The organism is Nostoc sp. 'Lobaria pulmonaria (5183) cyanobiont' (genome assembly GCF_002949795.1).
In the GTDB taxonomy this organism is placed as follows: domain Bacteria; phylum Cyanobacteriota; class Cyanobacteriia; order Cyanobacteriales; family Nostocaceae; genus Nostoc.
The window spans coordinates 2,972,805-2,998,861 of record NZ_CP026692.1; the positions used below are offsets into that span (position 1 = coordinate 2,972,805).

A 26,057-nucleotide genomic window follows, 5' to 3' on the forward strand; every position below is an offset into this window, starting at 1 on the left:
CTCCGGCTCCGCTCCTAACTCATATTAGGGTCGATATAACCACAGAGGTAAACCACTAGTAGACATTTCAAATTCGAGCCAATCAATACCAGCCCTAATTCCTGATGAAAATTGACGACTTCCGGGTAGAAAGCGGCTCAATAAAGGTTTACGCTCTTCTAGGGTATAGCAGAGAGTTTTTTCTGGATCGAGACCAACCAGTTCTGCTGTCCAACGACGGGCATCTTCTTCTGTGCCCAGGCGGTCTACAACACCCAAGGCTAGAGCTTGCTGTCCAGTAAAAATCCGGCCATCGGCGAAACTTTTCACAGTTTCTACCGTTAAAGAACGGCCCTCAGCTACTGTTTGGACAAACTGCTGATAACTTGTGTCAATCAACTCTTGCAGGATATTTTCTTCTGGTTGAGTCAGTTCCCGGTCAAAAGCCAAAATGTCCTTGTAAGGGCCAGACTTAATTACCTGGAAGGAAACACCGATTTTTTCTAGCAAGCGTTCCAAGTTATTTCCACGCAGAATCACACCAATGCTACCCGTAATCGTACCTGGGTTGGCGACGATGTGTTCGGCTCCCATGCCGATGTAGACTCCTCCAGAAGCCGAAATATTGCCAAAGCTAGCGACGATTTTGATTTTTTCGCGCAAACGCTTCAGGGCACTGTAGATTTCTTGAGAATCTCCGACTGTACCGCCAGGACTATCGATACGTAGCAATAATGCCGGAAACTTTTTTTCTTCTACAGTTTTCAGGGCTTCTAGGACGCGTTTGCGAGTAGCACCGGCGATCGCACCAGTAATTTCAATCCGCGCAATTTGTTTTCTAAACTTGGGCTTAAACGGCCAAACCATGAGCTCTCAACATGCCTCGTAATAAATTCAATATAAGATGCCCAACGGTCAGACGACCTGCTTTCCTCTGTTAAGAAACATGAGCAGGCATTGTACTCATCAGGATTTTAAGGAAATTTTTATATTTTTCAGTGAGTTTTATTTGATATTCTCAATTAAAGCTAATCAAATCCTTAAAGATTGCAGCTAGCACAAAATGCCAAATTCTAGTTTAGCGTTAACGTGATGATTTAGAAAGGCTATTTTAGCTATTTTGCCAAATTCAAAGTTCTCAATGCCTTGTTATTCTGGCTTTTTGAATGTTTGAGGACTGGTTTACTATGGTCGCGCACGTTTACTAGTTGTCAGTAATTAATAACTAATAACTAATGAATATATAAATATTTAATCAATCACTTCGACAGTTAATTTAATTAATAAAAATCCATTCAGCAACACTAATCTCTAGTTAAGTTAAGATCAGTAGTACTTTCACTCTTGGAAATATTACTTTTTCCTGTCTTCTACAGCCTAATAATCTCCTGATGAAGCTATTTTTGCTACTTAAGAATCTATCCGTAAAATTTGATATCGGTAGTAGACAAACATATCAAACAGTGCCCCAACGAAACTACAGGTCAAGCTAATTACAAATAATCCCCGTAGGGGAGTTCCACTACCAAAGGTGGCGAGAAAATGCATAATCTCAGTTGCGATCGCCTCGGTTAACTCTTGTAAACCAGGGAAGTGACCAATCAGGGATAGAAAGAGGAATCCGCCGCCAACAAAAAACATGGGAACGACAAAACTAAAAATGATTGTAAGTACTAGGGAGCGGAGAAAGTTAGTAAAAATAGTCATTTAAGACAAACTCCGTGAGTAGAGATGACAAAAGCAAGATAGCGGTTTGTCATTTTCTAGAATACGGGCGATCGCTCTTGAGCAGACAATCTGTCAAAAATCTTAAGTTTTCATTAAAATAAACGGCTAGTAGTTACAGCCCATGCTGGGGATAAAAAAAGCGACTTAAATCTACAAAAACCCTGCAAAATGGAGGTTATAGCCAAGGTTACTACTTATTTATTGCTTTGCAGCACGTTTAATAACAGCTTCATTTTCTGAGAGCATCTTTAATATAAGTTAATATTCAGTCTTCTTGGGGAAGTGGGGAGATGAGGGCAGAGGGGCAGGAGAGCAGGGGAGCAGGGGAGAAGTTGCAGTAAGTTTTTCCTCTTTGCCCCTTTGCACCTCTGCCTCTTATGCCCAATGCCCAATGCCCCATTCCCCATTCCCCATTCCCATGACTTCCGCTATTCTTAAGGCAGTTACGAGTTAGCTAGAGAACATTGAACCAGACTACATCCAAATCCAGTTTAGAGGAATGGAGTCAGCGGCTGCTGGCGGCAATTTTTCTGGGTGGGCAAGTACTAGTTCACCTATTGAGGGGCAAAATCCATCGGCGCAACACCTTAGAACAAATGGCAGCAGTTGGGCCAGATTCTTTATTTATTGCCCTATTAACGGCTATTTTCGTTGGCGCGGTGTTTACCATTCAGGTAGCGCGGGAATTTATCAACTTTGGCGCCGGAAACGTTATCGGCGGAGTGCTTTCTCTAGCTTTGACACGAGAACTCTCTCCCGTGTTAACAGCAGTGGTTTTGGCAGGACGAGTCGGTTCTGCCTTTGCAGCAGAAATCGGTACCATGCGAGTCTCAGAACAAATCGATGCCATGTTGATGTTAAGAACAGATCCAATCGATTATCTAGTTATCCCCCGCGTCCTTGCTTGCTGTTTAATGCTACCAATTTTAACCCTTCTGTCTTTGGTGACAGGGATGTTCGGAGGATTCATCATTGCGACAAATATCTACAACCTATCTGATACGGTATTTTTAGACTCAGCCCGTAACTTTCTTGGTCTCTGGGATATTTTTAGCGCCATGATTAAAGCCTGTTGTTTTGGCATTTTAATTGCTGTAATTGGTTGCAGTTGGGGGTTGACGACAACAGGAGGTGCAAAAGGTGTAGGACAGTCAACTACAACTGCTGTTGTGACTGCCTTGCTGATTATATTTGTTAGCAACTTCTTTCTTTCTTGGTTAATGTTTCAGGGGACTGGTAGTGCATTCATAGGTCTATAAAACTGATGAGTTAGGAGTGAGGAATCTTAACTCCTAACTCCTGACTCCTAAAATAGGAGAGATGCCTACTAAACAAAGCAGGATTTAAGACTGTGACCAGTTCATTTGCTTCTAACTCCACATCAACTGTGGAACTCAAGCCTAGTTACAATATACCCATAGTGTTGGTGATTGCCGCGATTCCACTACTGTTGGTACAACCGTGGGTAGGCTCTGTTTTCACTCTGTTTGGTTTGTTTCTCATGTTTCAGGCGTTAACGCTGCGTTTGCAATTTACCGCTACCGACTTAGATATTTACAGAGGCGAAAAATTGATTCGGCGCTTTCCCTACCAGGAATGGCAAAACTGGCGGATATTTTGGAATAGAGTCCCTATCTTGTTTTACTTTAAAGAAATTAAAAGTATTCACTTTTTGCCGATTTTATTTGACCCCAACACCTTGAAAACTTGCTTAGAACAACGTTGTCCGCGTATTTAGTGCTGAGTTCTGAGTCATTTTGATATAGACTCAGAACTCAGCACTCATGCTCAGGACTTTTATAGCAGGTCAATTGTAATATTTCTGAAAGCTATTTATTCGCGTCATAGGAATTACACTATTGTTTATGAACCCAGAGGCATCTCAAACCCCAGAACCAATTGATGAGCGGTTGACAGAAAAACCAGAAGAGAACAATGTAGTTGAACATCCAGTTGATCCATCAGTTGAGTCAGTGGTAGACACAAAAGCCATTAGCTCATCAGAGGACTACACAACTTTTGAGCCACTCATTTCCAATGCAGAAGTGGTAGATTCTACAGTAGAGCTAACAGAAAATTCAAATGGCGAGTTTGTCGCGCAGTTAGAAGCGGAAAATGTCGCCCTGGGGTCTGAAATAGGATCGGGAAATCATTCATTATATGTAGAAGCAGAGCAGCGAGTGGCAGAGTTGCAAAGTGCCCAAGCAGCTCTCAAGTCAGAAATAGCCAAGCTGCAAGCTTCTTACGAAAAGCTTCAGACACAGGTGAGTGAAACTCAAACCTCACTGGGGCGACTCGTGCAAGAGTCGCTAGTGCAATTAGAACAACGCAAACAAACCCTGCAAATTTCTGTAGAACAATTAGAACGCCGTCAAGAACGTATCCGCAATGAGATGCGAACTACTTTTGCTGGTACATCCCAAGACTTGGCAATTCGGGTACAGGGTTTTAAGGACTATCTCACAGGTAGTTTACAGGATTTGGCTTCTGCCGCCGAGCAGTTGCAACTAACGCCAAGTGTGGTGGAACGAGAAAAACCATCTGTAAAAGAGGCTAAACCAACTGAACCCCAACCTGGAATACCCCAATTTGCCCAACAGCAGTTTCAAGATACTACAAAGCAAATTCGCCGCCTAATTGACCAATACCGCAATAAACCAGATTACTACGGCCCACCGTGGCAACTACGCCGTACCTTTGAACCAATCCACGCTGAACGAATCTCCAACTGGTTTTTTACCCAAGGAGGAAGGGGTGGTTTGCGGACAATGGGTAGCCGCTTACAAAATATTCTGATTGCCTCAGCTGCAATTTCGATATTACACAAGCTGTATGGCGATCGCGTCCGTACTTTAGTCTTAGCTAATACGCCAGAGCGATTAGGTGAATGGCGGCGCGGCTTGCAAGATTGTCTAGGAATCGGTCGCCCAGATTTCGGCCCAGACCGGGGTGTGGTATTATTTGAGGCATCTGATGCTCTCGCTCAAAAAGCAGACCGATTGACGAAAGCCAATCAATTGCCTTTAATTATTATTGACGATTCAGAAGAGCAAATCAGTCTATCACTGCTGCAATTTCCACTGTGGTTAGCCTTTGCTCCTGACCCCAAAATAGTGAGAAACTATGATGATGACTTTTAAATGAGTCATTAGTTATTGGTCATTGGTCAAGAGTAATACCTCTTGACTTTTTTAAATTTTGAATTTTGAATTGTATTATGGCTATTTGGTTAACTCTGTGCGGGGCAATTGTAGTTATAGCTTACCTGCTGGGTTCTTTTCCCACTGGCTACATCGCTGTGAAGCAGTTAAAAGGTATTGATATTCGGGCGGTTGGTTCAGGTTCCACTGGCGCAACTAATGTACTAAGAACCTTGGGGAAAGGCCCAGGAGCATTGGTTTTAGTACTTGATTCCTTAAAGGGAGTATTAGCGATCGCTCTAGTTTATTGGTTGTTCAACTTTGAACCAATTCAAAATTATATCCCTCCAACGGTAGATGTACAACTGTGGCAGGCGTGGGTAGTAACAATATCTGGGTTAGCTGCTATTCTGGGACATAGTAAATCAATTTTTTTGGGCTTTACCGGTGGTAAATCTGTTGCCATCAGCTTGGGGATTTTGTTGGCAATGAGTTTGCAGGTAGGTTTAGCAACAGCAAGTGTGTTTGCTGTCGTTATGGCAATATCGCGGATTGTTTCTTTAAGTTCAATTGCAGGTGCGATCGCAGTTTCCATTTTCATGGCACTTTTGCATCAACCTTTACCCTATATTCTGTTTGGGATTGGCGGTGGGTTGTATGTGATTTTACGCCATCGCACTAATATTGAACGACTATTTGCGGGAACGGAGCCAAAAATTGGGCAACCTGTAGCGACAGAACCCGAACAAACTGCATGATAGGTAAGCGAGAGCAAACTCAAAACTCTTCTCTCACAAGGGGAGAGCTTCTTCCAGAATTAGTATCTATATTGATGTTTTAGGATTATGACCGAACGTTGCCTTTAATTAAACGGTGGAAAAGGCGGCAAGGCCAGAAAAAAGCTCCACAAATACTGACTGAGGCGATGGCGGCCACAACTCGCCAACTTGAACTAAACTCAGTTTCAGACTCTGAAGGATGAGCTTGTGTATTTTTAGCTAATTCTGGCATTGAATGAGATAGCTGACTGGCTGTACTCACCCCTTCAATCGCTGCTCCAATTAGATAAGCTACTAGGGCAATTACTAGCCAGTTATTCATAATATTCCACTGTTTGAACTCTGAGCGTATGATTGGCAACGAGCAATCATTTGATTTTTAGGACTAATGATTGCCACCTTGGCCTAAAGATAATCGACCTTCAGCTGTATCACGTATTAGGGGCAGTTTAGATTTTATATAAGTATTGAGAGTGCTATCTGTCTGGGCGTCAAGACCTTGCTTTGCTTGTAACTGCTGGAAAAGCAATTGTACTAAAGCGGCATCATCAAACTGGAGCAGGGTGCTAACTTGGGTAGACTCGATTACAGCCCAAAGCTGTTGCATCATTTTCGCTGTTACCATGAGTCTGTAACCTCTTAAGCTTTTCTTTATATTTACACGATTTTGGAATTTATGGTCAGTTTTTATTTGAAGATTTATAAAGATATAGGCTAAAAATGCCTGAGTTTGTTAAGTCAGTATAAGCTATAGCGTTTTTTAAGTGATTGAACTATTACACAACTGTATACACTTTATCTTAGCCGTACCATTTAAAGAAATAAAACTGCCAAAAGGCTTAAATCCTCCCTAACCTTTTTTAGAAGGAGGGAATTATAGCAAGGGTTTTGATCGGCAAAAATGCAGACATACGTAGGCATCAACGCTTTTTTCAACAGTAAATTTCTGTGGCTATCGGGTAATTTTGCTAGAACTTTATTTATTGTAAAACTTTCGCACAAGCTCCTTCCTGACCAGAAGGATCGGGAAAAACTGCTAAAGTGTGATACTCAGGATTATCTGTTTTATATATAACTCGAAAAGTATACAGCTTGTTTTTACCTTGCGCTTCGGTAACAACTGTTAAAAGTGTATTACTAGTGGGAGGAAGTCCAGGAATGTCCAGTTTTTGAATTCGTCTGAGTTGAATTACATTTGCTGCGGAGTTTTTACAATCTTCTGAACTACTATTAGCTTCTTGACCAAACTGCATACATACTGGGCCATCAAAACTTATAGTTACTTGTGATGGGTCATTTAACCAAACTTTTTTAATTACTTCTCCAGCCGGAATAAAACTTAAGTTTGTTCCTTGTTGATACCAAACGTCGATCGTAGGTATTAGTCCCCCTAAACCTTGTGCTTGGCAGGAAAATACGGAACGCAGAACGGCGTTATTAGCTACAACGCGACCTACCAATAAGAACATAGCAACCGAGAAAATTAAGGAAGCTATAGGTATGAAATAAGAACGTTTTGGGGTATTTACTGACAAGTTAATATTCTTTTTCATGGTTGCAAATATCTAAAATTGGTATAAATATTACCCCTTAAAACTGAGTTGGTTGATTAACGTAGATTTCAATATTTGTGCCTGCTGGCAAAAACCAAACATTAGTTTGTTGAGACATTTGAGCGATCGCCTGTTGATTGCGTTGGGCGATTTGGGGAACTACAGAGTTCATACCACCTTCTAAAACAGCAGCTGCAAGGTTGCGTCTGTTCTTAGTGACTAAAATAGGATATGCACTGGTGACGTTACCGTTAGAAGAGCCATCGGGGTTGGGGGTGGGGTTAATTGTTGGATATTGGTATTCACTATCACTACGATTTACTAACTCTGCTGCTTTACCAATACCTCCCAAAACGAATAGTCCTGCATCCATTGAGGCTATAGATGAACTTTGACCAGGAAATTTATTTGCGATTAAAGGTTTACCTTGAGTACCGCGAAGAATAATTGCATTGTTGGGTAAGCTTCGTTCTGTGGGGTTGCCATTATTTTGCGAGATAACTTTGACTATGTTCATCTGCAAAAGACCTTGTTCAGAAAGCGAACCAATTTCAGCTAGGAACTCGGTGTTTGCAGGTAGAGCGACCGTACCATCGGTAGATTTTAGTGCTTCTTTCAATCGGATCACAAATACGTTTTTCGCTTCATCTGCATCACCACCACCACCTGACTTATTACTAGTTTCTCCAAATATTGCTGTCGCCAACACAGCTTTGGCACTACTCCCAACTGCTACAGATTTCTGTCCCTGCGGTTGGGCTTGACTGACCGCAGAATTTTCCGGTTGTGGGGTTTGTGGGGTTTGCTCAGGATCGGGGTTTGGTGTCTCTTGCTGCTGCGGCTGTGTAGTCTTTGCAGGTTCCAAAGTAGCTATATTACTAGTAGGTTGATTGCTAGGATTCACTTGACCGTAGCTACCTAACTTTGCTAACCTTGCCCACTCTTCAAATGGGCTTGGTGGGGGTGGTGGAGTTACATTAACAACCGGTTGAGTATTTGGCTTCGCAACTAGTGGCTGGGGTGATAGCAAAGGTTGAGAAGCAGGTACTCTAATGATGCGCTCAACTGTCACTGTCCGAGGTACGTAAGCTGTTGGTGGGGGTGTTGGGATCACTTTCTGTCTAACTGACGGTTGTTGTAAGGCTACTGTCGGCGTTGATTTGGCAATTCTAAGCTGTTGTTGGGCAGCTTTCACCATCTGTGCTTGTTCACTCAGGGCTAATTTCGTTTTGAGAGTATCTATTTGGCCTTCCATCTGTTGAGATATGGATTCATCAGTGGGCTGCTGTTGCACTGGTGGAGAAACAATAGTTTTTGGCTTTTGATTGCTGCCACTCATCAACTGAGACAAAAACACACCACCCACCAAAACGATCGCTAAGGTAGCAGCCCCCACCAAGCCTAACTTGGCAAAGGGATTAGATGAGAGTGCTTGCTTGGTCTGAACTTCTTGTGGAAGAGATAGCGACTCTGGCGGCGTTGCAGAGTCTTCCGATCCTTGAGTATCACCAGAAGAAGATTCTTCTTCAAAGCCGACCAACCTTGACATCCGTGATTCCCAATCTACAGATTCTACTTCTGGTTGGCGATCGTCGGTGGTAAGAGTAAATCCATTTTGGGGAGGCGTTTGGGCAGGAATTGAGTATCGGGTCATGGTAGAGCCTAGTTTGGATTTCCAGAACAATTATTATCTTTAATTTCACATATATTATAAATTTCTAATCTGGCTTCCCCAAGGCGGTAAGCTGCAAACTGCGACGGTAGTGCTGCATTTGGTAGTGAAGTTGCAGGTTGATCTATTGCTCTAACTAAAATTTGTTTATTAAAGGAAACTGATTTCCCTAATTTATCATAACTGTTAAAAATTAATTGATTGGCAAGTATCTCTACTTTCCACTTTCCATTACTTATTTCTTGAGGTTGAGAAACTTTTTGGATTACTAAGACATTCTCCGCTCCTCGATTAACATTTTCAAATTGGCTATCTGGATTTAAATTAGTAATTTGTGACTTAAGTTTTTGTTTAAAATCATCAGCTACTAGTTGGGAGGTAATTTCCCAGATTTGTGTTGGTGGCTGCTGTTGTGACCAGGTAAGCATTAAACTCATAGTTTCACCCACAAAGCGCCGAATAGTCTCTGGTTGTCGCTCTAAATTGGGTTGCGGGTCTACCGTTATAGCATGACCATCAACAAGTTGCACTAAACTTTGAGGTGTGAGTTGTCGACCTAACTGTTGTAACATAGACCAGTGAAATATTAGTAACAGTAAGGTAAATAGATGTAAACCAAACGTTCCTACTGCCAACAGGGGTAAAGGGCTATTTTTTTTATTTTCTGGTTTGAGTAATTGCATTAATAATCGATCGTATAAATTGAACTATCTTCATGTAAAAAATCGATTATCTGATAAAACTATCAGATGTTTGTCCAGTTCCGCATTGTTGTGATTGATTTTTGTTCGGGTTGTAGTCATCTAGCAAACATAAATTCCGAATTTCATAAATTTCTAGTCTATCAGCGCGGACACTATAAATTGCTTTTTGCACATCGGTGCTATTGTCGGCTTGGGGATTAGCGAAATAATCTGCTGCACGTACAAGTAAATCTTTATTAAAAGGAGTTATAAGTTTTGCACCACCAACTCGATTTTTTTGAACTAAGTCCGCTACCATACCCACTTGCCACTTCCCTGGTGCAATTTGTTTTGGCGGATAAACTCTTTTAATTACTAGTTGTGAAATCATCGCTTGGTTGGGATTTTCAGAGAAAACTTCTGGCGGTGTTATTTCTGCAACTGTGCTTAAGAAACCTTTGCGAAAGTCTTCTGACAAGGCAAAACTAGCTACCCAACTGCTGGTAGTAATTTTTTGGCTACTACCTTGAGGTGTGTTAATCAGTATTCCTAAATCGGATTTGGGGTTTGCGACTTCTTCAATAGTTTGTGGTGGTAAGGTTCCAGACCAACTAAACATTGATATCATCGTTTTGCTGATAAATTGGCGAATTGCTTCTGGTTCTCTTGCTAAATCATCAATATTAGCTACTGGTTTACCATCGATTAATTGCACAAAGTTGGGAGGTTTTCTCAGACTGAGTTGGCGAATATTTAGCCCTTGTAATAAGAATAAAAATAAAACTAATATATGTAAACTAAAGGTTGCGATCGCAAAAAGCGTCAAAACACTTCCCGTTCTTTGTCTTTTTTCTAGTAAACGCACCATTTACTCACCTCCTTTTGCAAAAACTTCAGCTATTATATATGATGTTTTGCATATACTTACTAGTTACAACACTTACATTTATTCATTTTTAATTTTTAATTTTCTATATCCTTTCTTTTACTAAAGAAGCCGTACTGCTGATAGCACTGAAGACCGCAAAACCACCAGCAGCAGCCACAAGTAAAGATAAAATTGGTGCTAAAATCCCCAGAAAAATTATGAACCACATTAAATCTGGATCGACATTAGCATTTTGACCTGGGCCATTGACAATCACTGCGGCAGTCAGCACAGCAATAATATTGAATGAAATTTTAGCGATTCCAATAGATAAAAAGCCGGTCAGCCATGCAAAAATTGGTTTACCAGCTACAGGTAGCAAAGATCCACCTACAGCAATTGGCCCTAAAACTGCTATTAACAACATAGTAGCTTCTATCAAATTTTGGAAGGCATATTGTAAGGAAACTAAAAAGTTTTTGATGCTCGTTTGGACTGTAGAACCTAACAGAGAATTAAAAGAAGTTTCTGATACAATGCCAGTCCCATATCTGATATTATCTACTTTAGTTTGTAGTCTATTTATCCAATTTTTATTTCCATAAATATTTCTATATTTCTGCCAGAGAACCTTAATTTTTTCAGCAGCATTAACAAAACATTGACTTTGTTGTTCACCAGTAAGAGATTGACAAGGACGTAGTAAAGAACCAGCTACTTCTTCAGCAACACTCATATTCAGTGCTTGCTGATATATTTTATCTGCATCTGCTGAAACCACTACTTGCTGATTCACAGTGTTTAAAACATTCCGTACTCCCAATGTCAGATTAGACAGTATACTTCCATTGCCTGAATTACTTAAGAGTACTACCACAATAAAAGGCCAAATTAAAGCTGATATGGGACGGGTGTATTCGTAGGATATTAAGTCTTTAAGGAATTGTATCATAAAAAACAACAAGGTTCCTACAGCAAAAAAAATACCCAGATTTGTCAGCGCTCCATACAAGTTATTACTGGTGTTATTTTGTAATAAATCCAGCCATTGTTTGTCCCAACCTTCGGCAATACTTTGGGAAGTTGCGGCACCATTATCGATAACCTGATCGATGCCTACTTGGGCAAAAATTAGTTTAATAGCAAGTTGCATTTTGAATTGATGGGCTATTTTTTTAGATTTTGCCAGGTGCGTTAGGAAAATAACCCACCATACTAAGCTTTTTTAGATTTCCTGTTGCTTTTTCAGAAGTTAAAGGATTTTAAAATTGTCTAAAATATTAGAGGTTTTTTATTAAAATCCTACTTATTAACTTGTCTGCCAAACAAATCTAGTTGAGAAGTCGCTCGTAAAAGTCGCGCTGCTTCTGTAGATGTTTCTACTCTCCGAGCGCGATTCGCCTCTTCTGACTGCTGAGAAATGTTTGCTAAATTTAAGTTGGAATATTGTAAAGCCTGATTATTTTGTAATGTCTGACCAAATGTTTCAGCTACAATTTTTATTTGTTCCTGTTGAATTTTCATCATTTGCACTTGACTAACACCTAGCAATTCTGCTAATCCAGAAATAGCATTTGCTTCTGGAGTTGCAGCTTTACCTGCATTAGTAATACCAGACTTGATTTGATTGATAAATGTATTATTACTATCCTGTATATCCTGAGCAAATCCCTCAATATCTTCCAGAGATTTTTCTGTATTTTCTAACTTTACTTTTGTCCTAGTTTGTCCATTTTTACCGAGAACACCTACCGCTACTCCACGGGTAATTATACGATTAAGTTCATTACTAATTAAATTTCCCCGTACTGCTGCATTATTCTCAAAGCGACTTGATTTAGCATCTGAATTATAAGAGTAGTTAATTGAATCATCACGAATTTTTTGTCCCGCAGCAACGGGGTTAGGTATCTTCAAATCTCCCTTGGCACTCTCAATAGCAATTTGACTCTGACTTTGTTCTAAAGGGTTTAAGGTATACTTCAAGTTATTATGTTGAAAGTAATCTTGCATATCTTGGGAATATGATTGAAAGTCAGTCCAAACCTGACCTAATCCGCCTGTCTGAATTTGTGCGATCGCTGGTAGTATTCCCAGAGATAGCAAGGTAAAAGTAAAAATGATAGTTTTTCGCATATATCTGTGCCTGAAAAAGGTAGACTACATTATATAGTGAGGTAAAAATTTAGCTTTTGAACCGTGCTGATTTTGGATTTTGGATAATAGAATTAGTTTTTCGGTTAAATCCCCGACGCTATTCTAAAATCTAAAATTCCTAAGCTACAACCCAAGAATGGGTGCAGGAAATCTAAAAGACGTTGGTAATTTGCTAATGCTACACTATCAGAAATTTAAAATCCAAAATGGTTTGACTCACTATTAACTACTTACATAACTCAATTAACTACTACGTAGAGTAGCCACTAATTGACGCGCAAACGCAGAAATTGCTTCATATTTATCACTGTGAAGTTGCATCATTTTGCTACGTGCAGTTTGTTCAGAGGGGTTATTCGCAACTGCTGCCAATTGTTCGTAACCTGGATAGTAACGGCAGAATGTATAAATACCGTTATCATCTAGCAGCCATTGGCTATAAACGCCTTCTTTGCGGGGAAAAAAGCTTTCTGAGGCATTACGAGAAATAACTTGGCGGGGATATTTCAAGATGTCTGCAAAACTATCTACTGCAACTGGCTGGATGCGTCCAATCAACCGTGTTGTCAGGTTTTGCAATATTTTCGATGCAGCTTTAGATTTGGCAATGGTGTCAGGATCTTGTCCTGATAAAATAACTCTGATACCGGCTTTAGCACCGTTAGCACAAATTCTACCAACTAAGTCGGAAATTTGCTCAAACTCAAATAAAATTGGTGCTTCGTCGATAAAGAATATGGAAGCTGGACTACTTAATGCGCGTCGGAGTGCGGCTGAATAGGCACTTAAGGATAGTACGGCTGCATCTTCACTATCTGATAAGTTTCTGAGAGCAAAAACTAAAAGCTGTGCATCGGTAGGAAAGCTAGATGGTGCAGAAATAGCTTGTCCTACGCGGCTAGAAAGCCAAAAGCGTAAGCGCAACTGAATTTGGCTGAGAGCGTCTTCTACTCTGCCAGTTAAAGAACTTAGCTGCAAGTGTTCTGGCGAGCAGAAAAAGAGAAAATCTTTTAAAGTGGGGGTTTTCTGCCAAGCAAGAGTGCCAAATCCTCCCTCCATAGCCTGTTTATATCGCTCTTTGATACCCTCATCTCTAAAGAAGGCTTCTAAAGCGAGGTTGAGCAGCGATCGCACGGTTTGCGATAAGATTTGACTTTCAGTGGACGATCCTAAAACCATTGTCATTAACGCTGATTCGAGGAAGGCGGTATAATCATTAAAGCGATCGCGCTGTTGTTCTGCTTCTAGCGATCGTAAATCTGGCTGTTCAAATAAGTTATTCGATTGTTTGGAGATATCAAAATAGGCTCCATTCCCCTCCATAAACTCTGTATAGTCAGTGAAAGTAGATGTTCCATCAGGTTTGGGGAAATCTAACGCCACAACCGGAATCCCATGCGCTAAAGCCTGAGTTAAAATCCCTGATACCAACACCGATTTACCAGCACGAGTTGTAGCAAACAAAGCTAAATTTTTGTGTTGATTAAATAAATCTAAATGTATTGGTGTTCCACCTTCTTCAGCAATCAACTCAAAACCTTGTTTGTCACCTTTTTTACTTAAAACTAGAGGCATTAATCCCGGAACTTCACTAGTTAAATATAGCTGGCGACGGTTGAAGGGTGTTGCTAATAAACCCTCCCAAACTATTGGTAGAGTTTGCAGCCAAATTTTCCAGGCATATTCAGTTTCCCTAATTACCTTGGCTGGGCGTTGAAAACAATTTTCAATATATCTTGTCGCCTCATCTAATTTTTCTACAGTTGGACGATGTACTAAAATGGCGACACTCGTATAAATCGGGACTGCACCTTCAAATAACTGTTCTTGTGCTGCTACCGATTTCTTCAACTTTAATTGAGCGTTGACATCAATAGTTTTACTTTTTTCTTGAGCCATGATTGTCGTCATGTTTGACTGCTTCAGCACTCGTTGCAAAGTAGTTTTTACCACTGCTGGATTTGCGGCAGTCAACTCACAAAAAATTTCTGTATCTACTACTGTTTCTCTGGCCAACAGCTCCCATAAATAGCGCAGTTGAGCCGATTTATTGGGCCAACCGCCGGGTTTTTCCAGAAATGACAGCGTGCCAATATAACGATTATTAACATTAACCCAGCGGCGATCAGCACAAGGTACACTGGATTCCATCAGCAAAGTTGTGCCGTGGATATTGTCTAGAAGTAATTTAGTACTAGCTAAATCGGAATTAACTTGTTCGTGTAGTCCTTGTTCATCTAAAGTCATTAACTGGGGAATATCTATTGGCTGCGTATCATTAAACCTTTTCCAGATGTCACTCCAAAGTTCATCAGCAGTCAAAGGTTTGACATCCAATCCCATTTTGTTAGATAAGATTTGTTCCCAGCGAAGAAAACCTTGGTTGTAAGCATTTGTAATCAGGGTTTCAATGCGTTGATTTTCAACTTCTGAAAGATCGCCTTTGAATTTCAACCACCACGATTCAGCTTTGACTAAAAGCTTTTCTATCCAATCATCTGCGTGTTGCGAGTTAGATTCAATGGTGTAAGTGACATAAATCCGCAAAAATTTGGGTTTACGAATTCCAGAAAGAGTCAGCTCTTTAACTCTGGCTCTCTCCGCCATCAATAAATATTTTATGTCTCGCGATGGGGCATTTCTGATTAATGTTGCTAATTCTTTTTGGCGTTCTTTGTCTGAACTAAAAGATCCCAAGTGCAGCGTCATCCTTTCACCGCTAGGAATATCTTTTAATCCGGCTTCAATGTTATTAAAAAGTGTATCAATTTGTTCAGGTCTTAAGGTGGTATGAATTCCCTTACAATCAAAACCAAAAACAAAGCAGAACCGATCTTTTTGAGTACCTTTTGTCAAAAGATAAGCGCCAATATCACGTCCATTCATTGCTACACGCAGCATTGTCGCCAAGTGCAAGGCATCTTCAAATGGTGTTAATCTACTTTCATTTCCGGCGATGCCGACGCTTTGTTTTCCGATTTTTTGCTTCATTGTTAACTTCCAGTAAGCTTTGATAACGAGCAAAGCCTCTTGTCCAAGCGGGAACCCCGATAAATTTACTTAAAAAACTCCAACTCCTACCACCAGTTAAGATCCACCAAGTTCCTATTCCCCAACCAGTAATTAGTACTGTCCACAACCATTTTTGAAACTCTTCTTGAAAAATCCCCCCAAAAATCCCATTGATAATAAAGTAGGAGGCTAAGGCAATTACCGTCCAAGGAAGAATTTGATCGGCAGGAATTGGCCCTAACGAAGGTTGGCTTCCCAGAACTTGATTGACTGGACGAAATTCTTGTTCCCGCTCTTGAGACATTTGAAATATCTAAATTATTTATTAGGGCTAGCGCCAATTACAAAGCCTGTAAGTACATCAGCAACGGTAACAGCAACAACCACTAATAGGGGAGTTCTGGCGATGCTTTGCCAATCTTCATCTTTACGCACTGCGTTAATCACACCAACTAAGGAAATTGCAATATAGAGTAAGTAAATTGCCCGCAACACATTAAATATCAAACTTATTGCTGTGTTGCTATCACCACCATTGGTTGCTGAACCACGGAAGCTGGTTTTGAAAAAGTCTTCAGCTTTACCAAAAAATTGAGCTTGTGCGGGGGCTGCAAACCAGTCTAACCAATACAAACTCAGAACGATCGCTGCTGCTAAAATTTGTAATAATATTAGCGATCGCCTTGGTAAATTCACTTGCTGTCCCATTTGCTGGATGATAACAGCAATTAAACTACCAACAAGTAAACAAAACAGCAGGATAGGACTTTTTAGGCTGATAACGCTAACCAATACAGCACAAGCAATCAAAAAAGGTACAGATTCAAGCAGAATAGTCAGACAGGATTTAAATGCCCGTCTTAACTTGTGAGATTTTTTCGCCGCACTACCAGTTAAAGCTTTGAAAAAGTTTCTCTCGTGAGAACTTTGTCTAAACATTTGCTAATTTTCCTATGGTGTACTATAATTATTACATGTATCAATTTTTACAATCAAACGTGCTTTAACATCATTCATTATTAATCAAATTATAAACCTATAGTAAAGTTTTATATTTTACATTAGTATTCTGAAGTTAAGTTAACATGATATTAAGATTTATCTAAAACTAAATTTCTCTGATTTGAAAAGCTGGATTGCAAATATCGAGATTGAACTGGTAGAGTCTTCTCGACTTTGAGAATTTACTCAATCTTCTCATACAGACAGCCTGGATAAACCAACTTCAAAGCCTTGACTTTCCCTATCTCATAGGTATCTGAGCAAACTGCTATGCTATAAATATTTCAGACTTGTATGTACACCGTAGGCTTGCTCTGAGTGCAGATCAAGGGTATTTTGGCTCTTTAGGGTTCTTCGGAGCGAACATGAGATGAAACAGTATTGAGTCACCGAAATTCAAATACCTGTCTTGAAAAGTTTAGATCGATTGTAGAAAAATGGTAGACGTTCAAATGTACGTTTTACCATTTTCTACATGCCGATTAGATTTGGAACTAGATTACAAACTTAAACACAGTTCCTAGATTAGAACTACCGCCATTCGAGGCAGTACCGTAAAAGGCACCATTTGAGAGCTGAATTAGCGTGGACTCTGGCGTTGCTCCATTAGTACCATTAAAACTAATTAAGCCGGTGATGGTTGCCCCAGTCAGCTGATAAATAACTCCTTTGTTATTTGCCCCACCAGCAGATGCTGTGCCATAGAAGTTACCATTGCTTGCTTTTATGAGTGCAGCCGTTGGGTTGGCCCCATTGGTGCCATTAAAACTAGCAACTAAAACGGGTGTACCGCCACCAACTGGAACCTTGAATATAGCTCCTTTATTGCTGGCTCCACCCAGTTTAGCGGTGCCGTAGAGGAATCCACTAGATTCAATTAATCCAGATTGCGGATTTGCCCCATTGGCGCCACTAAAGCTATATGAAGTCAGTATTCCTGCGGGAGTTAACTTGAACACAACTCCTTTAGCACTTGTTCCACCGGCAGAAGCACTGCCATAGTAGTTTCCATCGGTAGCCAGTTGCAATCTTGCTAATGGAGTTGCTCCATCAGTACCACTGAAGCTTCTAATGGTGGTGAGTGCCCCGGTGGTGGGCGAAACCTTGAATATAGTTCCTTTCTTATTGGCCCCACCTGTAGAGCTTGTCCCCCACAAATTGCCATCAGTACCTGTAATCAGTCGGCCTGCTGGGTTAGCCCCATTAGTGCCTGTGAAATTTGTAAGAGTTGTCAGGGTTGTAAAAGCTGTTTTTGCCAACTTAAACACACTGCCGAGGTCACTTGTACCACCTGTAAAGGTTGCCCCATATAAATTGCCATCGGCTGCTTGGAATAATCTAGCAACTGGATTAGTCCCTTTATTGATTCCAGAGGTTCCGGTGAAGTTTATTAGTGTGGTCAGAGTAGTGAAAGCAGTAGGAGTTAACTTGAATGCAGTTCCTTTGCCAGAAGTGCCACCAGCAGAAGTAGTTCCATAAAGATTGCCATCAGTACCGTTGCCTTTAAGTACACCAGCTCTTGGTGTAGCTCCGTTGGTGCCGTTGAAATTTACAACAGTAGTCAATGTTGCAGCAAAGGCTTGTTGGAAGGGTAGTAGTAGTGAAGAAGCTAAAACAGTCGTCAGAGAAGTTAAAATCAATACCTTATTTTTGCTCTGGCGTTGTTTGTACAGATTAATCTTGTTCATTGAATACCTCAAAAAAAGTTAGTGGAGACGGAATTGTAGCTAGTTCTAACGGATTTTGTGATGGCTGCTACTCATGACTAAATACCAATTTGAAAAACGATCGCTACAAATGTAGGTTAGGAAGCCACGTCTGTAGAAGGGTTTTCCAGCTTTTCTGCGTTTAAGCAAGCTACGCCTAGCCTCTCCCTTTGGATAAAAGGAAGAAACAAGTGGCGTTTGAAGGAGGAAACCCAAGACCCCAACATCTTGTATGTGTTGGGTTTTACTCCGTCATCTACAAGATATTGCTACGACTCAATCTACGTGTTGAGCGCAGTTTTATCTAAAGTTAGTAGAATTTGTCAGCCTAGACACTAGTGAGAAAATGCCTTAAATGTTGGTATAGCCCTATTTGAAAAGGACTCAGAAAGCCTGTTTTACCAACACCACAAAAACCGTACTAGCACTGAGTCAATAACGTGAATGGCACGATTAATGATTTCGTTCGGTAGCATAAAACATTATTTATATTTTTGATGTCGTGAAAAACACAAAAACAGTGAAAAATCCACGATTTTGACAGAATATAGTCACAAAACTCGATTCCGAGCAACCCAGATAGTGTGTTTTTTGTCAAGCAATTAGTAAACTCTATTAAATACTGATTAAAGCCTCTAAAAAATATTAATAAGAAAAACTACATACTTAAATGAAAAATGAAAGGTTTTTATTTTCTTTAAAAAAAGAATAAAAGTGTTTTAAAAGTAGTTTTAAAACAGTGGATATGCTCCTCTTCCCGCTGCCATTAAAACTCTATCTCGAAATGTTGTGAATACTTACGTCAAACCATAATTGGGTGAATACTGTTTTTAGTCTTATCCTCCCTTGTATCCTTTAGGTTTTTAAATGTCTTGACAAAGATATGAAAGTTATACCCCAGGATTATATTTATAATCTTGGGGATTTATTGAGGCGATAATTTTATATCAATAACTCCTGAAAATGTCCTTATTTAGCAACTTTAAGGCATTATTAGCAGTAATAGTCAAGCTTTTAGAAGTTTATCTTATTCAACTATAGATAGTAAATTGAGTACCCTTGAAGTCTATAAGTTGATGGGTATAAATAAATATTCAGATAGTTTGCGATCGCTTTTAGGCATCCACCGATGCTGTCAGGTGAAGCGATCGCAAAGTTTGGCATCAACTATGTTATAATTTTTATCTGTTGAGAAATATTTTCGGTCATGTGACTGACTATATAGACGCCTCTCCGAATCTAAATCTCTACACCCTTTGATTCTGAAGGTGTTTGATGTTATCAGTATTCCAAAAATTGAAATTTTAGTTAGCCGAAATGTATTGCAATACCTCGCGTGATGCTGATACATCCAACTGTCAAAAAAAGGTGCTAAGAAGAACGGACAAGTCTAGTGTGTCACACACGCAGACAACCTACGGATACTACTGGAACTTATGCCCACGGATATAATTACTCGTCCTGAGTCCCTTACAGAAGATTGCTTTTTTACTTACGCCCTTGGGACTGATTTGCACGATCCTAATTCGACAGCCAAATATTTACGCCGAATCAGAAAAGAAGATAAACCATATATCGATATAGCTGTTTCTACCAGACCTGGCTATCGGTTTGAGGTTTGCCTTATCCCTGTTGAAGGGTTCGTTCAAGAAACAATATTGACAAAAGACGGGTTAGCCAAAGCTTTAGCGATTATTTGTGCCGTATCTAGTAAAGCTAGGAAACGATTCCCTTCAGGAAATGGACAAGAAATAGTCCGGTGTCAATTTAGTAACTTAGCTGATGCAGTCGCTGTAGCGAATAGACTATCTGCATTACCCTCTGATATGTATGAAACTCTCGTCAAGCTACCAAATGCTTTGTAATAATATATTGCATCGGCTGGAATATTTATTATTAAAACTGACGCGGGGACATTTTAATGGTAAATAGCTAGATGGACTTGAGACGAAAACTTCAATGGGTCATATTTCATCTGTTGATAAAAAGCTTGTCATACAAGACTTTTAACCTTAATGTACAATTTTGATGTTTTTGTACGCCAACCTATAATTCAAAGTGAGTTTTTTTTATGCCTATAAGTCCTTTGCGTGAAGAACCTCGTAACCAGCGAGCGCCTGTAATTCGTACAAGTAATGAGTTTATTCTCTTGGAATGGCTGAAGTCTACTGGTCGTCTAATCGAGCGCGAACATCAAGAATCTGAGTATCTAACTGAAGTAGAAGAAATTTCCGAAATGATCGACCTTGACGATATCCCTTACGATCATGACGATGATGATGCTGAAATGGATTTGGAAGCCTAGTACCGCAAGGCGGAAGTCAAAAGTCAAAAGTCAAAAGTCAAAAGAAGTGTATTCCGGGCTTTTACGCCATTTGAAATGGTATGTTTATTTCCGCCGTGTTGTACTAGTAGCGTAATTCGTAATTCGTAATTACTATATCGCAAGCGTTCCATTGATTTGGAATGGGTGTTTCATTGACGCCGAAAGGCTAAAATTCCTGACTGATCTAAAAAGTCGGGAATTTTAGTATTAAAATGCGAGTGTGTTTAATTCTTGGACTTAAGTAAGAGATAAAATAATTGTCCATTACTGACTGTAACACCAGCGCGATCGCCTGCTATTTTCCCAGTACCTAAAAAATAATCTACTCTACCTGCACCTTTAATTGCACCTCCGGTATCTTGGTCAAGAACATAGCGACTAACGATGCGCTCCTCCATTTTTCCGGTAGGATTAACAAAGGGAATGGAAGCGCGAATCAACGCTAAAGCACCAGGAGGCATGAGAGATTTATCTGTAGCAATAGAACGCTCTGCTGTTAATGGTACGTTGATAAAACCTTGCGCTGGCTCACCGTGATTTTCTTGAAAAAAAACAAAGCTGGGATCGCGCGGAATATAAATATTTAATTCTTGGGGATGCTTTTGGAAATAGTTAAGAATAATTGGCATAGTTACACCTTGTAGCGGTAATTTGCCATCATTCACTAATTCTCGCCCAATACTTTTGTAGTTATAAGCGGTATTACCCGCATAGCCAATTGCTGTTTGAGTCCCATCGGGAAGTTGAAGTCTCGCCGAACCTTCAATTTGAGCTAGATATGGTTCGAGGCGAAGGCGAAACCAAAACAACTCTAATCCTCGCAATTTCCCTTTTGCACTTTGTAAACCATCTACTCCTTCTAACTCCTCGCGTGTCGGATGAGGTTTAGTCCAAGAGTTGAAATCAGGAGGTAAGCGATAAACAGGATAGCGATATTCGGTTGTGAGGACGCGACTAGCTGCGTAAAGTGGCTCATAATAGGCGGTGAATAAAACGGAACCTTTCTTATCTTTACCGACTGACTGGTAAAGAACAAATTCTCGCAGGATGGCTTGATGTAATTCTGTTGCAGAATTAGTTTTTAATAGGAGTTCGCGGAATCTTTTCAAGCTTTTGATGACGCGATCGCGCGTAATCCCAGCCACCGGATAGTTTTGATAAGCAGCCGCAGCATTAGCTGTTTGCAGATATTGAAGACTGCGAGCGATCGCACCGATCAGTGCCTTTTTGTCTGGTATTTTTCCATAAATTACTTCATCCAAACAAGAGGTATCATTTTGACAACAAGTAATTGGTAGTCTTGGGATTAATGGTAATTTTTGTTTTTGTGGAAATGCATCTTGATTTTCAGCAGTCAAGGACACTGGTAGATCCCACTTTTTTATCTTACATTCTGGCGAAATGAGTTCCTGATGCGTCAAAGATTGCATCCGCACCAGGAAAATTGATAAAATCACAGGTAAACTGATGGCGATAATTTTGTTAAACTTTCCTAACCCAGTAAGTGTCTTTTTCATTAAAATTCAAAATTTTTAAGATTCTCCCACCTCGCTCAAATTCTAAAATCAAAAACCAAAAATTATTTAATTGTTTCACAACACCAAAAGTTTTACCCAATGCCCAATGCCCAATGCCCTATTGCTTATTCATTCATATTACGGTAAGTCGCAACAGCAGAAGGCGATATCCGGTTCAAATATCGGAAGATCCAATACTTAAATATGGTATCCAAAATCACCGGAAATGTAGCGATAAATAAGAAGATAAAATTTCTATCTGCCGGTAATCCCCAATGGCGTGATACTCCTTCTAGAAGTACTTCCCAGCCATGAGGAGAGTGGAATCCTACAAAGATGTCAGTAAACAAAATAATGATAAATGCCTTGGCACTATCACTAAGTCCATAGACAATATTATCAAAGAAATCTTTGAGCACAGCAATAGAAGACTTACTGACTAACAAAAGCCAGATAAAAGCAACCACCGAGAACATATCTGCAAAAACATTTTTGATCGCACCAGAGCTTTCGTGACGAAATTCTTCAGCAAGCTCTTTCGCCTTATTTTTCATTTCAGTCTCTATCTGCTCAGGTAACAGTGGAGGAGCTTTGACAATGAGATTTTCAAACTTGAGCTTTTCTTCAAATGTTTGTAATTTTTCAAAGGCTTCCTCTTCCATTTCAGAATTGAGAAATATCTGCATTTCCTCAGTATTTCTAAATTTCTCAATAATTGGGCCGACTACAAAAGTTTTTGCTATCTGATGCGTTAAAAGTGGTACGATAATTAATAGTAAAAGAAACCTGAGAGATATTATTGTTCTTTTTTGAGTTTGACGAAAATTCTGAATTACTTCTTGTTCCGAATTAGGGTCTAATTCAACTTGCAGACGAGTAATAGTACTTAAAATAGAGCGAGGTAAAACACCCGTTGTATCGGTTTTACTCTTAGCTTTTGGTTTATGATTTAAGTCTTGATTTGATATTTTGGGTGGTAATGTTGGAGTATTAACGAGCAGCGATTTGTCGTCAGATATTACAGAGTTAACTGGCAGACTTGGAGGTTTGACTACTAAAGCGTTAGAAGTTACTCGCTCGGAACTTGTTGTGTATTTAGATAAAACTTGGTCGATATAGTTTAGCTTTTCCAAAACTAAAGAAGGACTTAAATACTCTATACCTGCTTTTTGAGCAGCTTTTTGATTCTCTTCATTTAGAAACCAACGGCTTCCTCTAAACTCCGTCAGCCGCATCCTGGCAATTTTTAATAGCTTGTTGAGGTCTGACTCAAAATAATCCATCACACTGTTACTGTACATGGCTGAGTCAATGTCTATTTTGTTACCATTGAAATGCTTATCTTCTATTTCCTGAATCTTTAATACTGCATCGTAAGCTTGATTTAAAGAACGTTCAGGAGTCTGTAAGTACCATCGATAAGCAGCAAGTAAGAAAGAATAGATTTTTTGGCTAAAAACAGAGTTTTTCATTGCAGACAATCATTCAGCATTATTTAATGACTTATTAACCTTAAGTTAACGCACGAGGTATACTAACAAATCTACAAGGAGAAAGGTTGTGGTTTCTCATTCGGTTTGGATTGTTGGCAGTAGCCGTAGTGGTAAGACGGCTCGCTTGGTAGAGCAATTTTGTAATTGGGTAACATCAGAAACACAATACACTGAATCATTTTATACGAAAAAATCAGGACGTAAAAAAACTGGTGATGTATCTGAATTTTTATATCTTAAACAAACAGAGCCGGGAGTTTTAGTCTTAGCTGCCAATGATGATAATCGTCGAGAATTAGGGGATATAATTGTTACATCTACTTTGGGTAAATATCCGGTTCGTGCCAAGACGCCACTAGGTTTTTTTCAGGATGAAGTTATTTTATTTTGGCCGTTGCTCATTAACTCGTTGAACTTGAAAGCCCAGTTTCCGGTAAGATTGCGACCAGAAACAGAGCAAGAGTTAGCAACCAAACTTTGGCGTCCCCAATTAGACGAAGAAATTTTACGTCTTGCGGGAGTGAATGAATCTCGTTTGGTGCGTCGCATCTTGGACTTATTACAATTAGCAGCTTACAGTGGTATACCTTGCGAAGATATTGCCCAGATTTTGGCCAAGGGTTTTGGGGAAAATACCACAACTTTAGAGCCGGAATTTTTGGCATCTTTGCTACTAGATTGGCGTAATTGGTGTTTAGATAGGGGGTTACTAACTTATGGGATTATTACGGAACTTTATAGTCAGCATTTGTTAAGCGATCGCCATTACCAGCAGCATCTAACTAAACGCTATCAGGCGGTACTGGCGGATGATGTCGATGACTATCCTAGCGTAGCGCGTCTTTTGTTTGAGTTGCTATTAGATCGAGGTGCAGTTGGCGCGTTTAGCTACAATCCTGATGGTGCGGTGCGATTGGGATTGGGAGCAGATCCCAACTACCTAGAAGGATTAGCAGAGCGTTGTCGGGTAGAAATCTTGAATGGGCCGCCTCCAGAGTCTCTGAGCGAACAACTGACTAAACAGATGGTGGAATTAGTCACAGAACCGATGGTACTGTTGAGTTTACCAAAAACAGTGCATTCAATTCAAACTACCTCCCGCGCCCAATTATTGCGGCAAACAGCAGAGGTAATTGCTAATGCCATCCAATTACAGCAAGTGCAACCAGAAGAAGTGGCGATTATTGCACCAGGTTTAGATGCGATCGCTCGTTATACTTTAGTAGAAATCCTCGTCAAGCAAAACATCCAAGTAGAATCGCTCAACGATCAACGTCCCCTAATTAGTTCGCCCGTGATTCGCGCCTTACTCACCATGCTGGCGCTAGTTTATCCCGGCTTGGGACGACTCGTAGATCGGGATGCCGTGGCAGAAATGCTGGTTGTATTGAGCAGGAAACAACAACCACCAGAAAACTCCTCACTCCTAACTCCTAACTCCTCACGGGCTAAACGCCCCGCTAACGCTAACAGCACTCACAACGGGCTAAACCTTAGCTATCCGCTAACAGCACTCAGCACTCATATTGACCCGGTACGTGCTGGTTTGATTGCAGATTACTGCTTTGTACCCCATCCCGATCGCCCCAACTTACTACCAGTGTCAGCCTTTGAGCGCTGGGATCGAATCGGCTATGCAGCGACTACAGCATATAATGAGATATTACAGTGGTTAGAACAGCAGCGATCGCAACAAGAATTGCGGTTAATTCCCAGTCCCATTTCTCTGTTAGACAGAGCAATTCAACGTTTTTTGTGGAATGGTAGTAATCTTCCTTACGAACAACTAGCAGCATTGCGGGAATTATTAGAAACTGCCCAACATTACTGGGAAATTGACACCAGGTTACGACAAATTGCTCCAGTGGAGACAACGCCTCAGACAACTATTATTGAATTCATTCAACTACTGCGACGTGGTACGATTACCGCCAACGCTTACCCTGTGCGTCCCATTGGTGGAGCGAGAAAGGCTATCACACTAGCAACCATATTTCAATATCGATCTAGTAGGCGATCGCACCAGTGGCATTTTTGGTTGGATGCTGGTTCACCCCTATGGGCGAAAGGTGGTGCAGCGACTTTGTTTGGTGCGCCGTTTTTCCTGCGAGATAGATTAGGCGAACCTTGGACAGCAGAAGATGAAAAATTGGCAGAAGAACAACGACTGCAAAGGATTTTGACAGATTTGCTATCTCGTGTATCCCAGAGAGTTTATTTGTGTCACAGCGATTTAGCCGTAAATGGACAAGAGCAATTAGGGCCGCTGTTACCCTTAGTAAATGCTTGTGTAACGGTTATTTCTGAGGCTACTGTTAATTGAGTGTTTTTGTAGCGGTTCTCGACAAGCGTGAAGTACAATTTTGACCTCTCTCCAAACCTCTCTCCTAAAAGGAGAGAGGCTTTGAATCTTTTACTAAATCAACCTAGCACTTACTGAAA

The 26,057-nt window shown here is 40.3% G+C and carries 24 protein-coding genes; 8 read left to right on the forward strand and 16 right to left on the reverse strand.

What is annotated here, in order from left to right; genetic code table 11:
• Positions 1-24: 24 nt before the first annotated feature.
• Both sppA and NLP_RS12875 read right to left on the reverse strand, forming a co-directional pair.
• Positions 25-846: a signal peptide peptidase SppA gene (gene sppA / locus NLP_RS12870; protein ID WP_104906731.1), complete on the reverse strand. Its 822-nt coding sequence runs from the start codon at positions 844-846 to the stop codon at positions 25-27.
• Between the two features lie 543 nt (positions 847-1,389).
• A complete protein-coding gene (locus NLP_RS12875) occupies positions 1,390-1,686 on the reverse strand; it encodes a hypothetical protein (protein ID WP_104906732.1) in 297 nt (98 codons plus the stop codon).
• Positions 1,687-2,171: 485 nt separating this feature from the next.
• Between NLP_RS12875 and NLP_RS12880 the strand changes: the two genes are divergently transcribed.
• The 4 genes from NLP_RS12880 (at position 2,172) to plsY (ending at position 5,605) form a co-directional block, all read left to right on the forward strand.
• Positions 2,172-2,966, forward strand: coding sequence for an MlaE family lipid ABC transporter permease subunit (locus NLP_RS12880; RefSeq protein ID WP_104906733.1), 795 nt, complete (start codon positions 2,172-2,174; stop codon positions 2,964-2,966).
• A 92-nt stretch (positions 2,967-3,058) separates the two neighbouring features.
• Positions 3,059-3,445 carry a DUF3119 family protein gene (locus NLP_RS12885; RefSeq protein ID WP_104906734.1) on the forward strand — a complete coding sequence of 129 codons (387 nt, stop codon included), beginning with the start codon at positions 3,059-3,061 and terminating at the stop codon, positions 3,443-3,445.
• Between the two features lie 127 nt (positions 3,446-3,572).
• Positions 3,573-4,847 (forward strand): DUF3086 domain-containing protein, encoded by a 1,275-nt coding sequence (locus tag NLP_RS12890; protein ID WP_104906735.1) that lies wholly within the window; start codon positions 3,573-3,575, stop codon positions 4,845-4,847.
• Positions 4,848-4,924: 77 nt separating this feature from the next.
• Positions 4,925-5,605 (forward strand): glycerol-3-phosphate 1-O-acyltransferase PlsY, encoded by a 681-nt coding sequence (plsY, locus tag NLP_RS12895; RefSeq protein WP_104906736.1) that lies wholly within the window; start codon positions 4,925-4,927, stop codon positions 5,603-5,605.
• A gap of 85 nt (positions 5,606-5,690) precedes the next feature.
• Here plsY and NLP_RS12900 read toward each other — a convergent pair whose 3' ends face one another.
• The 12 genes from NLP_RS12900 to NLP_RS12955 all read right to left on the reverse strand — a co-directional run bounded on the left by NLP_RS12900 (position 5,691) and on the right by NLP_RS12955 (position 18,261).
• The gene (locus NLP_RS12900; protein WP_104906737.1) at positions 5,691-5,948 is read right to left on the reverse strand and encodes a hypothetical protein; all 258 of its coding nucleotides are present in this window, start codon (positions 5,946-5,948) and stop codon (positions 5,691-5,693) included.
• A 63-nt stretch (positions 5,949-6,011) separates the two neighbouring features.
• Complete coding sequence (locus tag NLP_RS12905; protein ID WP_104906738.1) at positions 6,012-6,251, reverse strand: hypothetical protein; 240 nt, start codon at positions 6,249-6,251, stop codon at positions 6,012-6,014.
• A gap of 355 nt (positions 6,252-6,606) precedes the next feature.
• Positions 6,607-7,179, reverse strand: a complete 573-nt coding sequence (locus tag NLP_RS12910; protein ID WP_104906739.1) for a hypothetical protein — start codon at positions 7,177-7,179, stop codon at positions 6,607-6,609.
• 37 nt (positions 7,180-7,216) lie between these two features.
• Complete coding sequence (locus NLP_RS12915; RefSeq protein WP_104906740.1) at positions 7,217-8,833, reverse strand: TrbI/VirB10 family protein; 1,617 nt, start codon at positions 8,831-8,833, stop codon at positions 7,217-7,219.
• Positions 8,834-8,841: 8 nt separating this feature from the next.
• Positions 8,842-9,534 (reverse strand): hypothetical protein, encoded by a 693-nt coding sequence (locus NLP_RS12920; RefSeq protein WP_104906741.1) that lies wholly within the window; start codon positions 9,532-9,534, stop codon positions 8,842-8,844.
• Positions 9,535-9,580: 46 nt separating this feature from the next.
• Positions 9,581-10,402, reverse strand: a complete 822-nt coding sequence (locus tag NLP_RS12925) for a hypothetical protein (protein WP_104906742.1) — start codon at positions 10,400-10,402, stop codon at positions 9,581-9,583.
• Positions 10,403-10,505: 103 nt separating this feature from the next.
• The gene (locus NLP_RS12930) at positions 10,506-11,555 is read right to left on the reverse strand and encodes a hypothetical protein (protein ID WP_104906743.1); all 1,050 of its coding nucleotides are present in this window, start codon (positions 11,553-11,555) and stop codon (positions 10,506-10,508) included.
• 149 nt (positions 11,556-11,704) lie between these two features.
• A complete protein-coding gene (locus NLP_RS12935; protein ID WP_104906744.1) occupies positions 11,705-12,538 on the reverse strand; it encodes a hypothetical protein in 834 nt (277 codons plus the stop codon).
• A 264-nt stretch (positions 12,539-12,802) separates the two neighbouring features.
• Complete coding sequence (locus tag NLP_RS12940; protein ID WP_104906745.1) at positions 12,803-15,550, reverse strand: hypothetical protein; 2,748 nt, start codon at positions 15,548-15,550, stop codon at positions 12,803-12,805.
• Positions 15,504-15,875 carry a hypothetical protein gene (locus NLP_RS12945; RefSeq protein WP_104906746.1) on the reverse strand — a complete coding sequence of 124 codons (372 nt, stop codon included), beginning with the start codon at positions 15,873-15,875 and terminating at the stop codon, positions 15,504-15,506. The genes NLP_RS12940 and NLP_RS12945 overlap by 47 nt, the downstream gene beginning before the upstream one ends.
• A 14-nt stretch (positions 15,876-15,889) precedes the next feature.
• Complete coding sequence (locus NLP_RS12950) at positions 15,890-16,510, reverse strand: hypothetical protein (RefSeq protein WP_104906747.1); 621 nt, start codon at positions 16,508-16,510, stop codon at positions 15,890-15,892.
• Positions 16,511-17,067: 557 nt separating this feature from the next.
• Positions 17,068-18,261 (reverse strand): choice-of-anchor tandem repeat GloVer-containing protein, encoded by a 1,194-nt coding sequence (locus NLP_RS12955; RefSeq protein ID WP_104906748.1) that lies wholly within the window; start codon positions 18,259-18,261, stop codon positions 17,068-17,070.
• Between the two features lie 1,067 nt (positions 18,262-19,328).
• Between NLP_RS12955 and NLP_RS35520 the strand changes: the two genes are divergently transcribed.
• The 3 genes from NLP_RS35520 (at position 19,329) to NLP_RS12965 (ending at position 20,584) form a co-directional block, all read left to right on the forward strand.
• A complete protein-coding gene (locus NLP_RS35520; RefSeq protein WP_267894916.1) occupies positions 19,329-19,457 on the forward strand; it encodes a hypothetical protein in 129 nt (42 codons plus the stop codon).
• 258 nt (positions 19,458-19,715) lie between these two features.
• Positions 19,716-20,144, forward strand: coding sequence for a hypothetical protein (locus tag NLP_RS12960; RefSeq protein ID WP_104906749.1), 429 nt, complete (start codon positions 19,716-19,718; stop codon positions 20,142-20,144).
• Positions 20,145-20,350: 206 nt separating this feature from the next.
• Positions 20,351-20,584 (forward strand): DUF3134 domain-containing protein, encoded by a 234-nt coding sequence (locus NLP_RS12965; protein WP_094350689.1) that lies wholly within the window; start codon positions 20,351-20,353, stop codon positions 20,582-20,584.
• 245 nt (positions 20,585-20,829) lie between these two features.
• Here the strand turns inward: NLP_RS12965 and mltA are convergent, their stop codons facing one another.
• Complete coding sequence (gene mltA / locus NLP_RS12970) at positions 20,830-22,122, reverse strand: murein transglycosylase A (RefSeq protein WP_104906750.1); 1,293 nt, start codon at positions 22,120-22,122, stop codon at positions 20,830-20,832.
• A 125-nt stretch (positions 22,123-22,247) separates the two neighbouring features.
• The gene (locus NLP_RS12975; RefSeq protein ID WP_199784815.1) at positions 22,248-23,603 is read right to left on the reverse strand and encodes a proton extrusion protein PcxA; all 1,356 of its coding nucleotides are present in this window, start codon (positions 23,601-23,603) and stop codon (positions 22,248-22,250) included.
• A 79-nt stretch (positions 23,604-23,682) separates the two neighbouring features.
• On the opposite strand from NLP_RS12975, the gene NLP_RS12980 reads away from it, so the two are divergent.
• Complete coding sequence (locus tag NLP_RS12980; RefSeq protein WP_104906752.1) at positions 23,683-25,938, forward strand: hypothetical protein; 2,256 nt, start codon at positions 23,683-23,685, stop codon at positions 25,936-25,938.
• The last annotated feature ends 119 nt before the right edge of the window (positions 25,939-26,057 follow it).